The following is a 12090-nucleotide window of genomic DNA, read 5'->3' as shown; positions in this document are numbered from 1 at the left end:
TGCCCCATGCATGCCGCCCAGGGCGAGGGCTGGCACGACGCACAGCTCGATTTCTCAAAGTCGATGAGCTATGGCGACTACCTCGCGCTCGACCAGATTCTGAACGCGCAGCACCCGCGCTCGCCGGATCATAACGAGATGCTCTTCATCGTTCAGCATCAGACCACCGAGCTGTGGATGAAGCTGATGCTGCACGAGTTGCGCGCCGCGCGGGATTGCGTGCGCAATGACAACCTGCCGCCTGCGTTCAAGATGCTGGCGCGCGTGTCGCGCATCATGGATCAGCTGGTGCAGGCGTGGAACGTGCTCGCCACGATGACGCCGCCGGAGTACTCGGCCATGCGTCCGCACCTCGGGCAATCGTCAGGCTTTCAGTCGTATCAGTACCGCGAGATCGAGTTCATCCTCGGCAACAAGAACGCGGCGATGCTCAAGCCGCACGCGCATCGCACCGAGCATTACGAACAGGTCAAGGCTGCGTTGGAAACGCCGTCGCTGTACGACGAGGCGGTGCGTTACATGGCGCGTCACGGCTTTGCATTCGACGCAGATTGCATCGAGCGTGACTGGTCGCGTCCCGTGACTTACAACGCCTCGGTGGAAGCGGCGTGGCTGGAGGTCTATCGAGACCCGACGCACCACTGGGAGCTGTACGAGCTGGCTGAGAAGTTCGTCGATCTGGAAGATGCGTTCCGGCAATGGCGCTTCCGGCATGTGACCACGGTCGAGCGCGTGATTGGCTTCAAGCGTGGCACGGGCGGCACCGAGGGCGTCGGTTACCTGCGGAAGATGCTGGATGTGGTGTTGTTTCCGGAGCTTTGGAAGTTGCGGACTGATCTTTGATCGACCCGACTCAGGCGGGCTCGGCGACTTGGCCGAGCCTTGCCGCGAACTCTCGCAGCGCGGGGGCCAGTTCGTCGCGGATGCGCTCTGCATCGGCGGACGTGTGTGGCGCGCTGCAACTCACGACATACGGCTCGCGCTGGCTTGGCGCGAAGAACGCGACTGCGCATGCGTGGATGGCGGGATGCCAGTCGCGCAGCGATACGGCGTAACCATTGCGTACGCCGGCTTTCACTGCATCGTCTGCGGCGGCACCTTCTGCCGCCCATTGCGCGGGCTGCTGCGTGCGCAATGCTTCGTACAGGCGCTCACGCCGCGCTGCCGGCAACGAAGCCAGATACGCCCGACCCATCGAACTCGACAGCAGCGACAGCCGCGAGCCCACGCCCAGCCCGGACGACCCGCTCATCGACGGGCTGTCGTGGCGGATCGTCTCCAGATACACCATGTCCAGCCGATCGCGCTTGCCCAGCGAGATCGATACCCCATAGCGCTGCGCAAATGCGCTCATGTGCGGCCGCGCGAGCTGGATCACGTCGCTCGAGGCCAGGTAGGCAAACCCGAGTGCGAGCACACCGGCGTCGAGCCCGTATTTGCCGAGCGCATCGTCGTAGCGCAGGTAACCGAGCGACACCAGCGTGCCGGCCAATCGACTGACTGTGGCCTTGGGAAAGCCCGTGCGCCGGACGAATTCCTGGTTGCCGAGCAACGTATCGCCAGGGCGGAATGCGCGCAGCAGTTCCAGCCCGCGCGCGAGCGCCGTGACGAAATTCGGGTCGCTCGACTCGGCGGGCGCGGTGTCGAATTCGGGATCGGGGAGACGGGTCGTACTCATGGCAAAAAAAGCCCTGGAAATCGTCGGCGGTTGCGCTATGATAGCCCTAAATTTCGAAACTGTGTTCCGTATATCGGAACAACAACGACTCGGAGACGACCGCCGTGACCGCTCGCAACGCCTTCAATTGGGCCGACCCCCTGCTGCTCGACCAACAACTGACCGACGACGAACGCATGGTGCGCGACGCCGCCGCGTCGTACTGCCAGGACAAGCTGATGCCGCGCGTGCTGGAGTCGTTCCGGCACGAAAAGACCGACGCGTCGATCTTTCGTGAGATGGGCGAGCTGGGCCTGCTGGGCCCGACGATTCCCGAGCAGTACGGCGGCCCGGGCCTGAACTACGTCAGCTACGGCCTGATCGCACGTGAAGTCGAACGGGTGGATTCAGGCTACCGCTCGATGATGAGCGTGCAGTCGTCGCTCGTGATGGTGCCGATCTACGAATTCGGCAGCGAGGCGCAAAAGCAGAAATACCTGCCGAAGCTGGCGACCGGCGAGTGGATCGGCTGCTTTGGCCTGACTGAGCCGAACCACGGTTCCGACCCGGCCTCGATGATCACGCGCGCCAGGAAGGTCGACGGCGGCTACTCGCTGTCGGGCGCCAAGATGTGGATCACCAACTCGCCCATCGCCGATGTGTTTGTCGTGTGGGCCAAGCTGCCGAACGACAACGGCGAGGACGAAATCCGCGGCTTCATCCTGGAGAAAGGATGGAAGGGTCTGACGGCGCCTGCCATCCACGGCAAGGTTGGCCTGCGTACGTCGATCACCGGTGAAATCGTGCTGGACGAAGTGTTCGTGCCGGGAGAGAACTTGATGCCGGGCGTGCGCGGCCTGAAGGGTCCGTTCACGTGCCTGAACTCGGCACGCTACGGCATCGCGTGGGGCGCACTGGGCGCAGCAGAAGCCTGCTGGCACATCGCACGCCAGTACGTACTGGATCGCAAGCAGTTCGGCCGCCCACTCGCCGCCAACCAACTCGTGCAGAAAAAACTGGCCGACATGCAGACCGAAATCACGCTTGGCCTGCAAGGTTGCCTGCGCCTGGGCCGCATGAAGGACGAAGGCACGGCCGCGGTCGAAATCACCTCGATCATGAAGCGCAACTCATGCGGCAAGTCGCTCGACATCGCCCGTGTGGCACGCGACATGCTGGGCGGCAACGGCATCTCGGATGAGTTTGGCGTGATCCGCCACGTGGTGAACCTGGAAGTGGTGAACACGTACGAAGGCACGCACGATATCCACGCGCTGATCCTCGGCCGCGCACAGACCGGCATTCAGGCTTTCTTCTGATTGCGCTTTGCTTTTTCGGCGAGTTGCAGCACACTCGTGCACAACTCGCCACACGCCTTGCCGCTTCTCTCGCCCGTCCTGGGCACCGTTGTTCTCCTTCCCTCGCGATATACCAATTTGCAAATGACCGGGATACGCCACGCCGCATGAATCGGCGGTAGCGCGCGTCTATGCTTCGGTCCAAGTGTCGGCGGATTGTTGGGCCGCACGCCCCTCACACCGATAGAACGAGCGCGCGATCCACACGCAGATTGCAGCGCCACGCGACAAAACCAATCGCGAGACAACGGTCTGGAGAATGCCGGCGCGCGTACGCAGGCACCCGTACCGATATCAAAACCAGAACAGGGCACCTTACGCGGACGACCCAGATCGGCCGGCGCGGAGTCCTGCCAGGAGACAAACCCACCATGGCTGAACAGTCCATTCCGTCGTCGACGGAACTTGGCGCCGCTGGCATCGCCGACGCGCGTGCCATTGATCGCTATTTCCAGATTTCTGCACGCGGCAGCACGCAAAAGCGCGAGGTCGTGGCTGGCATCACCACCTTCATGGCAATGGTCTACGCCGTGTTTGTCGTGCCGGGCATGCTGGGCAAGGCCGGCTTTGATACCAGCGCTGTGTTCGTCGCGGTGTGTCTGACCACCGCCTTCGGCTCGCTGCTCATGGGCTTGTGGGCCAAGCTGCCGATCGCCATCGGCTGCGCGATTTCGCTGACCGCGTTCATGGCCTTTGGCCTGGTGCTCGGGCAAAAGCTCACGCCAGAGATCGCACTCGGCGCCGTGTTCCTGATGGGTGTGGTCTTCACCGCCATCTCGGCCACGGGCGTGCGGTCCTGGATCCTGCGCAATCTGCCTTCGGGCGTGGCGCACGGCACGGGCATCGGCATCGGGCTGTTCCTGCTGCTCATCGCGTCCAACGACGTGGGGCTGGTCGTCAAGAACGCCGGTGCGGGCCTGCCCGTTGCACTGGGCCACGTCACTGCCTTCCCGGTGATGATGTCGGTGCTGGGGCTGGCCGCCATCTTCGGCATGGAGCGTCGTCGCGTGCCGGGCGGCATCCTGATCGTGATCATTGCCATCTCGGTCCTGGGACTGATCTTTGACCCGGCCGTGAAGTTCACCGGCGTGTTCGCCGTGCCCTCGCTCGCCGCTGCAGGGCATGCCTCGCTGATCGGCACAATGGATATTCGCGGCGCACTTACGGCCGCCGTGCTGCCCAGCGTGCTGGCACTGGTGATGACCGCCGTGTTCGATGCCACCGGCACGATCCGCGCGGTTGCCGGCCAGGCCGGACTGCTCAACGACAAGGGCCATATCATCAACGGTGGCCGCGCCCTCACGGCCGATTCGATCAGCTCGATCTTCTCGGCGTTCTTCGGCGGTGCGCCGGCGGCGGCTTACATCGAGTCGACGGTCGGCGTAGCAGCGGGCGGCAAGACTGGCCTGACGGCTGTGGTGGTCGGCGTGATGTTCCTGGCGGTGATGTTCTTTTCGCCGCTGGCCGGCCTGGTGCCGTCGTACGCAACGGCCCCGGCGCTGATGTATGTCGGCTTGCTGATGCTTTCCAGCGTGAGCAAGCTGCACATGGACGACATGGTCGACGCACTGTCGGGCCTCGTCTGCGCCGTGTTCATCGTGCTGACCTGCAACATCGTCACCGGCATCATGCTGGGCTTCAGCACATTGGTGATCGGCCGCCTGGTGGCCGGCGAATGGCGCAAGCTGAACATCGGCACCGTGGCAATCGCGGCTGCGCTGGTAGCGTTCTACGTAGGCGGCTGGGCAATCTGATCGCACGGAACCGTCTTCACAAAAGACAAACCGGCCAGACCCGAAAGGGCTGGCCGGTTTTGTTTTGCCTAGGATCCTGAACCGGCTCCAACGCAAAAAACGCCCGGCACAAGGCCGGGCGGCAATCACACTACCAAGGAGACGGTTACTTATTGGGCTGCGGCGTCAGGCGCAGATACGGACGCAACGCCTTGTAGCCCTTCGGAAATTTCTGCTTGATGACTTCCTCATCCTTCAGCGAGGGCACGATGACCACGTCATCGCCGTCCTGCCAGTTACCCGGCGTGGCCACGCTGTGGTACTCGGTCAACTGCAGCGAGTCGATCACGCGCAGGACTTCATTGAAATTACGCCCCGTCGATGCCGGATACGTAATCGTCAGGCGAATCTTCTTGTTCGGATCGATCACGAACAACGAACGCACGGTGAACGTCTCGCTCGCATTCGGATGAATCATGTCGTACAGCTGCGAGACCTTGCGATCGGGGTCGGCAATGATCGGGAAATTGACGCTGGTGTTCTGCGTCTCGTTGATATCGTTGATCCAGCCCTTGTGCGACTCAACCGAGTCGACCGACAGCGCAATCGCCTTGACATTGCGCTTGGCAAATTCGTCCTTCAGCTTGGCGGTCAGGCCCAGTTCGGTGGTGCAGACCGGCGTGTAATCGGCCGGGTGCGAAAAAAGCACGCCCCAGCTATTGCCCAGCCACTCATGAAACTTGATGCGGCCTTCACTGGAATCCTGCTCGAAATCAGGGGCGATATCGCCCAAACGTAGAGACATCGTGTCCTCCATACACAGATTGGGAACCACTATAGCCAGATTGCCATCCAACCAAAACGACTATAAATTCACAACAACATCACTTTTCGTCATTAGGCGCGGCATTTGCTGACAACAGGGTGGAAGGCGTACGCACATTGCCGGACAATGACCGAAGCCTTGATCCATCGCAGTGCGCGCAACGCGAGCGCTTGAAGTTTCGCGGCGCCCACACATATGCTAGCGAATAAGCGCGTCGACATATTGACGATTGAACTACCCCCCGTCACCGAGGACCCGACCATGACGAACACTTCCCCCAACCTGGCCGATTCCGTCAATAAGGAGAAACTGATGACCGACGTGAAGACTGTACTGTCCGACGCTGAAACCCTGCTCAAACAAGCTGCGTCCACCAGCGGCGAAAAGGCCGCCGAGTTGCGCGAGCGCGGCATGGGCATGCTCCGCCAAGCCAAGGAAAAGGCGCAGGACCTGCAAGACGCGGTCGTCCACAAGAGCAAGGCTGCCGCACGCGCCACCGACGACTACGTCCACGACCACCCATGGCAAGCCGTGGGCGTGGCGGCCGGCGTGGGCCTGCTGATCGGCCTGCTGCTTAACCGCAAGTAACCCGCGGCACCCTTCCTGGCCGATGGCGCGCGCCCTGTGGATCGCGCCATCGGCCAGTTGCATTTTTGCGGTTCCATTCCGGGCATGGCGCGTGCTGTGTTGGCACTGGCGCCATCCGCCTCGCACCCTTTCCACTCCTCATGACCGACGACACCAGCCCCAAGCTGTTCGCTTCCTTGAAGAAACTGGCCGGCACGGTCGTCTCGATGCTGCAGACGCGGCTCGAGCTGGCGAGCGTCGAACTGGCTGAAGAAAAAGAACGGCTGCTCGGCACCGCCTTCCTGGGCATGTTGGCCGTGAGCCTGATCGCCCTGTCCATCATGACGCTGACGGCGCTGGTGGTCATCCTGTGCTGGGATACGTATCGCTGGCAGTCCCTGGCCGTGATGGCGGCGCTGTATGCGCTGGGCGCTGCAGCGTGCCTGTGGAAGGTGCGTTCGCTGCTGCGCGACGCACCGCCGCTGTTCGAGGCCACGCTGGCCGAACTAGACAAAGACCGGGAGATCCTGCGCCGATGACTGATCCGACCGAACACGCGCCGTCACCGGGCACATCCGTGAACGAACCCGCATCGAGCGCGCGGCACCATGTGCGGCCGTCACGCCGCGGCGCCGAAACACGCCTGCCCTTGAGCGTGCGCAAGGAATTGCTGCTCACGCGCGCCGCGCTGGAGCGCTACGACTACGCTCAAGCCCGCAACGATGTCCATCGCGCCAGTAGCCGTACCTTCAGCCTGGGCGGCCTCGGAGCGTTGCTGCCAAGCCTGTTCCGCCCGCTGGCCCGGCCGAACAGCCTGATGCGGACGCTGGGCATTGCGCGTGAGTATCCGCTGGTGGGCACTGTACTGTCGCTCGCGTATGCAGGATTGCGCCGCACCGTCATCGGCCGGATCACGCGCAAGCTCGGCAAGGTGGGGATCGTGGCCGGAGCGGCCTGGTGGGGCTACAAGAAATGGCAGGAGGCACAAGGCGAGCACGCCGGCGCGCCAACGTCGGCGCCCAACGCCGATGCGGAGGAGATCATCCCAGGCAGCACCTCCTGAAGGCTGCGCCCGCAAGAAAAGGCCGGGCAATCCGGCCTTTCTCATTTGCGGCAGCGCAATATCAGTGCAGCGGAATCGGATGACGCACGCGCTCCCACCGCCGGGCCATGCTCTGGCGCAAACCAGCAAGCCCGTGCGGTTGACCAGTGGCGCCCACTTCCGCCTCAGCCGGCTGCGCTGTCACGTCAGCGTCATGCGCGACACGCCGTCGGCCACTCCACATTAGCGCGCCGCCGGCGGTCCAGCCAATCACGAACAGGGTGTCACCAACATGCCGAAGAGAATCGGGCGACGTACCCGCATGGAAGATGGTGCCAAGCATATCGGGAGGCAGCTCCGCGCAGATCCACAAAAAAATCGCCAGCGCAGATGCAAAGACTCCCGGCTGCCACCATGGGTGGGCAACTTGCACTTTGTCGGTCTCCATGGCGCCCTCCATCGCTTCTTCTAGTGACGCTTCGATGCTATGCCCGGGATGCGCAAATGGCGACCCGCCCGTCGCTGAATGGCATGTCGGATTCGTCCGACATCGGCCACTGGCCAAGGCATTGGCACTGCTCCGTTTGGGCTAGGGACCATTCCGCATGACGCGTGGATGGCGTAACCACGAGGCGACGGCACTGCGCCTGCGCAGGCGTACTGACGATTACGGTGGAGGACCACTCCCCCCGCTCATATGCATAATGCATAAATGCAACGCATTGATGCCATACCGTACGCAACACACTCGCCCCACCATGCTGGCCGCCACCCACCTCCAACGCCGCGATGCACGCACCGGTGTCACGCTGCTGCAATCTGCCACGCTTGCTGTGCAGGCAGGCGACCGCATTGCGCTGACCGGGCCATCCGGCGCGGGCAAGAGCGTGCTGCTGCGCGCGCTGGCGCTGCTCGATCCGCTCGATGATGGGCAAGTGACATGGCATGGCCAAGCGATCGGCCCGCGCGCGGTTCCGGCCTATCGCTGTCACGTGGCGTACGTGCGCCAGCGCCCAGCGCTGCTGCCCGGTACGGTGGAAGACAACCTGCGCCTGCCCTATCAGCTGCACGTGCGGCGCCAAAGCACCGGCTTCGATCGGGACGCCGCTATCGCCTTGCTTGTGGGTGCCGAGCGCGACGCCAGCTTTCTCGACAAGAACGCCGCCGATCTTTCCGGCGGTGAAGCACAGATCGCGGCGCTGGTTCGCACACTACAGACACGGCCGACCGTCCTGCTGCTCGACGAGCCTACGGCGGCCCTTGACCCCGCCTCTGCGCGTGCGGTCGAGGCGCTGTTGCAGCATTGGTTTGCGCAGGCACCCGAGCGGCATGCGTGGATGTGGGTGACACACGATTCGGCGCAAGCAGAGCGCATCGGCCAGCAGCATTGGAAGATGGTTGCCGGGCAACTCGACACGGGGCCCGAGCAATGAACGGCCAGGACCTCTCCCTTTCCGCCTGGCAGGTCGGCATTGCGGCTGCGCTGATCCTCGTGAACGGTGCGCTGTCCATCGGCCTGGGGCTTGGGCTCGAGCGACGCCTGGCGTGGGCGGCCGTGCGCACCGTGGTGCAATTGCTGGCGGTGGGCTTCGTGCTCGAATGGGTATTCGCCCACGCGCAATGGGCGGTGGTGCTGGGCATCGTGACCGTCATGACGCTCATTGCAGGGCACGCGACTGGCAGTCGAGGCGCACGCGGCTATGCCGGACTGCGGTTGGACGGCACGTTGTCGGTCTTCGGCAGCACATGGCTGATCGGAGCGATCGGGCTGGTGGTCGTACTGCATGCGCATCCGTGGTATCAGCCGCAATACGCCATCCCGATCATGGGGATGATTCTTGGCAACACGCTCACCGGCGTAGGCCTGGCGCTCGAGCGCATGACCGGCGAGCTGACTGCCACGCGCGACCAAGTGGAGACGATTCTTGCGCTCGGCGGCACGCGCTGGGAAGCGGCGCGCAATGCAGCACGAACGGCCGTGCGCGCCGGCATGACACCGATCATCAACCAGATGACCGTGGTGGGCGTGGTGAGCCTGCCCGGCATGATGACGGGCCAGGTGCTGGCCGGGCAGTCTCCACTGGAGGCCGTGCGCTACCAGATCGTCATCATGTTCCTGCTGGCGGCAGCTTCTGGGCTGGGGACGGTTGCGGCCGTGCTGCTGGCCTATCGCCGGCTGTTCAGCCGTGAGCACCAGTTGCTGACTGCACGCATCACACAACGCGGCGGAACGAAATAGCATGCCGATCGCCCTATCCTGCGGCCTCGTGCTGCTCAACGAAGATGGCGAGGTGCTCCTCGCCCACGCCACTGAAACGCGCCACTGGGACATCCCCAAAGGCGCGCCCGACCCGGGCGAGAACCACCGCGACACCGCCCTGCGCGAGACGCGCGAGGAAACCGGTCTTGTGCTCGACGGCCACGCACTGATCGAACTCGGCCGTTTTCCCTATCGCCGTGACAAGGAGCTGCACCTATTCGCAACGCGCCTGCGCCGGGCGGAAGTTGCGCTTGACACGCTGACGTGCACGTCGATGTTCCACAGCTACCGCACCGGCCGGCTCATCCCCGAGATGGACGCATACCGCTGGACCGCGGCCGAAGAGCTGCCCCAATATGCGAGCCAATCGCTCACGCGCCTGTTTGCGCAGACGTTGACACTGCCAAGTATTGATGCCCGTCTGGCCGAGTCCGGGCTGTAGACGAACAGCGCCTAAACCGGCACGTCCCCTTCGATGGTCGTGCGATGCAGCGTGCGCCGATACTTGTCTGGGCAGCCGGGCGCAAAGTGGATGGTGGAGCGGTTGTCCCAGAACAGCATGTCGCCGGGGCGCCAGCGGTGCGTGTAGACGTTGTCGGCGCGGATGCTGTGGGCGAAGAGCTGCTCCAGCACGCTGGTGCTCTCGTCTTCCGGCAAGCCGATGATGTGCGAGCTGAAGCCCTCGTTGACGAAGAGCGCACGCTTGCCGGTTTCCGGATGCGTGCGCACAACGGGGTGATCGACCGGCGGAACGGCGTCGCGCTGCGCTTGCGTGAGCGGCGGACGCCAGGTCGACAGCGCGCGCAATCGCTCATAGCGGTACACATACGAATGCACCGCGCGGCGGCCTTCGATGACGCGCTTGAGATTGGCCGGCAGCGTTTCGTATGCGCGCACCATGTTGGCGAACAACGTATCGCCGCCCTCTTCCGGCAACTCGCGCGTGAGCAGCATCGAGCCGAGGCTCGGCAACGGCTTGTATGAGAGATCGGAATGCCAGTCGCGCCCCGCATCGCCCAGCCCGATTGGCTTACCGTTTTCGACCACGTTGGAGACGACGAGGATTTCCGAATGTCCGCTCAGATGGAACTGGTTCAACACGTGCACCTGCTGCGGACCGAAGCGCCGGCTGAACGCCACTTGCGCCTGCGGCGTGAATTCGACGTCACGGAACACGAGCAGACCATCATGTGCGAGCCAAGCTTGGCGGATCGTGGCGATGTCGGCGTCAGACAAATCGGCTCCATCGCCCAGGCCGAGGATCTCTGCGCCGAGCGGCGCGTCAGGCAAGCGGCGAATGTGGAAGCGGGCTGTGTGGACGGCAGGAGCATCCGGGGTAACAACGGCGTCGGACATGATGTAAGCGCGCGGCAATAGACGAATTTCACATTACACCGCCCGCCGCAGTCGTGTGCCAACGAAGGAATGTGCAGATCGATAGGCGCTTAGCCGTAGATGGTGGCGTCGGGCAGGATGCCTTCCAGCGCGTAGCGGCCGATGGCGCGCAATTTGTAGTCGAGCGGGTCGTGCAGCGTATGCGTGCGCGCGTTGCGCCAGAAGCGGTCCAGCGCCAGCGCGGCCTTGGTCGAACGTGCGCCTGTCGCCTCAAACAATTCCTGGGCGACGAACAATGCGGCACGATGTGCCAACACCTTGGCTTCGGCCGTGGCAAGCGAGACCTCGGCCCGCTCGTCGGCGCTCAGCGCGGCGCCTTTACGCCAAGCGCGGTCCAACCGTTGGATGGCGCGATCGGCCAGCGCTTCTGCAGCCAGCAATTGCACGCGCATCTCGCCAAAGCGGTGGATTTGGTAAGGATCGTCCGCCGCGCGCTCCACACCCGAGGTGATCCATGGCCGCGACAATTGCAGCGTGTGCTTGCGTGCCTCGTCCAGCGCGCCTGCGGCAATGCCGGTGTAGAGATTGACCAGTACGTTCTGCGCGATACAGGAACGCAACGTTTGATATGGCGTGAGGACGGCCTCGGGGCGGACCAGCACTTCATCTTCGCTGACCTGCACGTGCCGGAATTGCACAGACGCGCTGTCGGTCTGGCGCTGCCCGATCGGATGCCAGTCATCCCGCACCGTGATGCCGTAGCGCGCCGTCGGCACCACCGCAACGACGGGGTTGCCACTGGCCGCGTCGTGGGCAGATACGACCATCACGTCGGAGCCGAGCGCGCCGGAACAGAACCCCTTTTCGCCATCGAGCAGCCAGCCGCTGCCCGAACGCTGTGCACGCAGGCGATGGTCGAGCGGATTGACGGCGTTGCCCCACCACCAGCCCAGTTCTGCGGTCGGCCGCAGGAAGCGTTCCCGCTGCGCGTCGGAGCCGTACAGATAGACGGTCGCAGTTTGCAGATACTGGAAAGCAAGCAAGTGCCCAAGCGAGCTGTCGACTGCCGCAATGGCACGCACCGTGGCAAAGGCATCCTCCCAACTGACGCCCGCTCCGCCGTACTGCGTAGGGATGACCAGCGGCAGCAAACCCGCGCGCGAAATCGCAGCTTTTTCGTGCGCGGCATGGCCGCCTTGCTGGTCGCGTTGCGCAGCGGTGGCCGCCAGATCAGCCAGCAGCTGCGTAAGGTCGGGGAGTTGATGCAGATCGTCGAGCTTCATGCGCTTGCCTCGCGTCGGAGACGCCATCC

14 protein-coding genes are annotated in these 12090 nt (G+C 63.8%); 9 read left to right on the top strand and 5 right to left on the bottom strand.

The genetic code is table 11. From position 1 onward, the window contains the following. Nucleotides 1-6 precede the first annotated feature (6 nt). Nucleotides 7-843: a tryptophan 2,3-dioxygenase gene (kynA, locus tag ACUXH0_RS17490; protein WP_004629469.1), complete on the top strand. Its 837-nt coding sequence runs from the start codon at nt 7-9 to the stop codon at nt 841-843. A 10-nt stretch (nt 844-853) separates the two neighbouring features. Here the strand turns inward: kynA and ACUXH0_RS17485 are convergent, their stop codons facing one another. Beyond that, on the bottom strand, nt 854-1678 hold the full coding sequence (locus ACUXH0_RS17485; protein WP_012435087.1) for an IclR family transcriptional regulator: 825 nt from the start codon (nt 1676-1678) through the stop codon (nt 854-856). 104 nt (nt 1679-1782) lie between these two features. Here ACUXH0_RS17485 and ACUXH0_RS17480 point away from each other — a divergent pair, with 104 nt between their 5' ends. Both ACUXH0_RS17480 and ACUXH0_RS17475 read left to right on the top strand, forming a co-directional pair. Continuing rightward, the gene (locus ACUXH0_RS17480) at nt 1783-2976 is read left to right on the top strand and encodes an acyl-CoA dehydrogenase (RefSeq protein WP_024973353.1); all 1194 of its coding nucleotides are present in this window, start codon (nt 1783-1785) and stop codon (nt 2974-2976) included. Nucleotides 2977-3386: 410 nt separating this feature from the next. After that, the gene (locus ACUXH0_RS17475; protein ID WP_004629474.1) at nt 3387-4769 is read left to right on the top strand and encodes an NCS2 family permease; all 1383 of its coding nucleotides are present in this window, start codon (nt 3387-3389) and stop codon (nt 4767-4769) included. 145 nt (nt 4770-4914) lie between these two features. Here ACUXH0_RS17475 and ACUXH0_RS17470 read toward each other — a convergent pair whose 3' ends face one another. Then, entirely contained in the window at nt 4915-5553 is a 639-nt protein-coding gene (locus ACUXH0_RS17470) for a peroxiredoxin (protein ID WP_004629475.1), read from the bottom strand. Between the two features lie 282 nt (nt 5554-5835). On the opposite strand from ACUXH0_RS17470, the gene ACUXH0_RS17465 reads away from it, so the two are divergent. The 3 genes from ACUXH0_RS17465 to ACUXH0_RS17455 all read left to right on the top strand — a co-directional run bounded on the left by ACUXH0_RS17465 (nt 5836) and on the right by ACUXH0_RS17455 (nt 7204). Continuing rightward, the gene (locus tag ACUXH0_RS17465; protein ID WP_004629476.1) at nt 5836-6162 is read left to right on the top strand and encodes an ElaB/YgaM/YqjD family protein; all 327 of its coding nucleotides are present in this window, start codon (nt 5836-5838) and stop codon (nt 6160-6162) included. A 140-nt stretch (nt 6163-6302) separates the two neighbouring features. Further along, complete coding sequence (locus ACUXH0_RS17460) at nt 6303-6680, top strand: phage holin family protein (RefSeq protein ID WP_009238781.1); 378 nt, start codon at nt 6303-6305, stop codon at nt 6678-6680. Next, entirely contained in the window at nt 6677-7204 is a 528-nt protein-coding gene (locus ACUXH0_RS17455; RefSeq protein WP_012435084.1) for a DUF3318 domain-containing protein, read from the top strand. Before ACUXH0_RS17460 ends, ACUXH0_RS17455 begins: the two co-directional genes overlap by 4 nt. Before the next feature lie 61 nt (nt 7205-7265). Here ACUXH0_RS17455 and ACUXH0_RS17450 read toward each other — a convergent pair whose 3' ends face one another. Beyond that, nucleotides 7266-7631: a hypothetical protein gene (locus tag ACUXH0_RS17450; RefSeq protein WP_182594411.1), complete on the bottom strand. Its 366-nt coding sequence runs from the start codon at nt 7629-7631 to the stop codon at nt 7266-7268. 310 nt (nt 7632-7941) lie between these two features. Here ACUXH0_RS17450 and ACUXH0_RS17445 point away from each other — a divergent pair, with 310 nt between their 5' ends. From ACUXH0_RS17445 to ACUXH0_RS17435, 3 genes are read left to right on the top strand one after another with little or no spacing between them, the layout of a single operon-like run. After that, nucleotides 7942-8616, top strand: coding sequence for an ABC transporter ATP-binding protein (locus tag ACUXH0_RS17445; RefSeq protein WP_182594447.1), 675 nt, complete (start codon nt 7942-7944; stop codon nt 8614-8616). After that, nucleotides 8613-9422: an ABC transporter permease gene (locus ACUXH0_RS17440; protein ID WP_024973354.1), complete on the top strand. Its 810-nt coding sequence runs from the start codon at nt 8613-8615 to the stop codon at nt 9420-9422. The genes ACUXH0_RS17445 and ACUXH0_RS17440 overlap by 4 nt, the downstream gene beginning before the upstream one ends. A 1-nt stretch (nt 9423) precedes the next feature. Further along, complete coding sequence (locus ACUXH0_RS17435; protein ID WP_004629483.1) at nt 9424-9885, top strand: NUDIX hydrolase; 462 nt, start codon at nt 9424-9426, stop codon at nt 9883-9885. An 11-nt stretch (nt 9886-9896) separates the two neighbouring features. On the opposite strand, the gene ACUXH0_RS17430 is transcribed toward ACUXH0_RS17435, so the two are convergent. Together ACUXH0_RS17430 and ACUXH0_RS17425 are read right to left on the bottom strand one after the other, a co-directional pair. Then, a complete protein-coding gene (locus ACUXH0_RS17430) occupies nt 9897-10799 on the bottom strand; it encodes a TauD/TfdA dioxygenase family protein (RefSeq protein ID WP_182594410.1) in 903 nt (300 codons plus the stop codon). Nucleotides 10800-10888: 89 nt separating this feature from the next. After that, nucleotides 10889-12061, bottom strand: coding sequence for an acyl-CoA dehydrogenase family protein (locus tag ACUXH0_RS17425; protein WP_182594409.1), 1173 nt, complete (start codon nt 12059-12061; stop codon nt 10889-10891). Between the last annotated feature and the right edge of the window lie 29 nt (nt 12062-12090).

It is taken from the genome of Ralstonia sp. 110700041-2 (assembly GCF_056280165.1).
This window is presented reverse-complemented; position numbering and strand designations above follow the sequence as displayed.

Bases quoted from the DNA above. Each gene is read 5' to 3' on its own strand.
- ACUXH0_RS17445 (WP_182594447.1), top strand. From the start codon at position 7,942: ATGCTGGCCGCCACCCACCTCCAACGCCGCGATGCACGCACCGGTGTC.
- ACUXH0_RS17475 (WP_004629474.1), top strand. From the start codon at position 3,387: ATGGCTGAACAGTCCATTCCGTCGTCGACGGAACTTGGCGCCGCTGGC.
- ACUXH0_RS17470 (WP_004629475.1), bottom strand. From the start codon at position 5,553: ATGTCTCTACGTTTGGGCGATATCGCCCCTGATTTCGAGCAGGATTCC.
- ACUXH0_RS17440 (WP_024973354.1), top strand. From the start codon at position 8,613: ATGAACGGCCAGGACCTCTCCCTTTCCGCCTGGCAGGTCGGCATTGCG.
- ACUXH0_RS17465 (WP_004629476.1), top strand. From the start codon at position 5,836: ATGACGAACACTTCCCCCAACCTGGCCGATTCCGTCAATAAGGAGAAA.
- ACUXH0_RS17450 (WP_182594411.1), bottom strand. From the start codon at position 7,631: ATGGAGACCGACAAAGTGCAAGTTGCCCACCCATGGTGGCAGCCGGGA.
- ACUXH0_RS17485 (WP_012435087.1), bottom strand. From the start codon at position 1,678: ATGAGTACGACCCGTCTCCCCGATCCCGAATTCGACACCGCGCCCGCC.
- ACUXH0_RS17425 (WP_182594409.1), bottom strand. From the start codon at position 12,061: ATGAAGCTCGACGATCTGCATCAACTCCCCGACCTTACGCAGCTGCTG.
- ACUXH0_RS17460 (WP_009238781.1), top strand. From the start codon at position 6,303: ATGACCGACGACACCAGCCCCAAGCTGTTCGCTTCCTTGAAGAAACTG.
- ACUXH0_RS17435 (WP_004629483.1), top strand. From the start codon at position 9,424: ATGCCGATCGCCCTATCCTGCGGCCTCGTGCTGCTCAACGAAGATGGC.
- ACUXH0_RS17430 (WP_182594410.1), bottom strand. From the start codon at position 10,799: ATGTCCGACGCCGTTGTTACCCCGGATGCTCCTGCCGTCCACACAGCC.
- kynA (WP_004629469.1), top strand. From the start codon at position 7: ATGCATGCCGCCCAGGGCGAGGGCTGGCACGACGCACAGCTCGATTTC.
- ACUXH0_RS17455 (WP_012435084.1), top strand. From the start codon at position 6,677: ATGACTGATCCGACCGAACACGCGCCGTCACCGGGCACATCCGTGAAC.